General features: G+C 62.3%; 1 protein-coding gene. It reads left to right on the top strand.

The genetic code is table 11. The annotated features are described in order from the left end of the window. Positions 1-203, top strand: a 203-nt coding sequence (locus LH128_RS30540; protein WP_037522306.1) for an ArsC/Spx/MgsR family protein, incomplete at its 5' end; no start/stop codon positions are given. Between the last annotated feature and the right edge of the window lie 62 nt (positions 204-265).

Here is a 265-nt window from a genome sequence, read left to right as displayed (position 1 = left end):
CGCTGTCGGACGACGCGCTGGTGGACGCGATGATGGCGCATCCGATCCTCATCAGCCGCCCCCTCGTTGTGTCACCGCTCGGGGTAAAGCTCTGCCGTCCTTCCGAAGCGGTGCTTGATCTGCTGCCGACAGGCCAGCTTGGCGCATTCGCGAAAGAAGATGGCGAACAGGTGGTAGACGCGTCGGGCCAGCGTATCGCCTGATGCTTCCAGCAATTCTGATCTTCATCGCGACGATCGCGCTCGTCATCTGGCAACCCAAGGGC

Source organism: Sphingomonas sp. LH128 (assembly GCF_000293195.2).
Taxonomy (GTDB): Bacteria; Pseudomonadota; Alphaproteobacteria; order Sphingomonadales; family Sphingomonadaceae; genus Novosphingobium; species Novosphingobium resinovorum_A.
The sequence above is the reverse complement of the archived record's forward strand: the minus strand, read 5'-3'. Positions and strand labels throughout refer to the sequence as shown.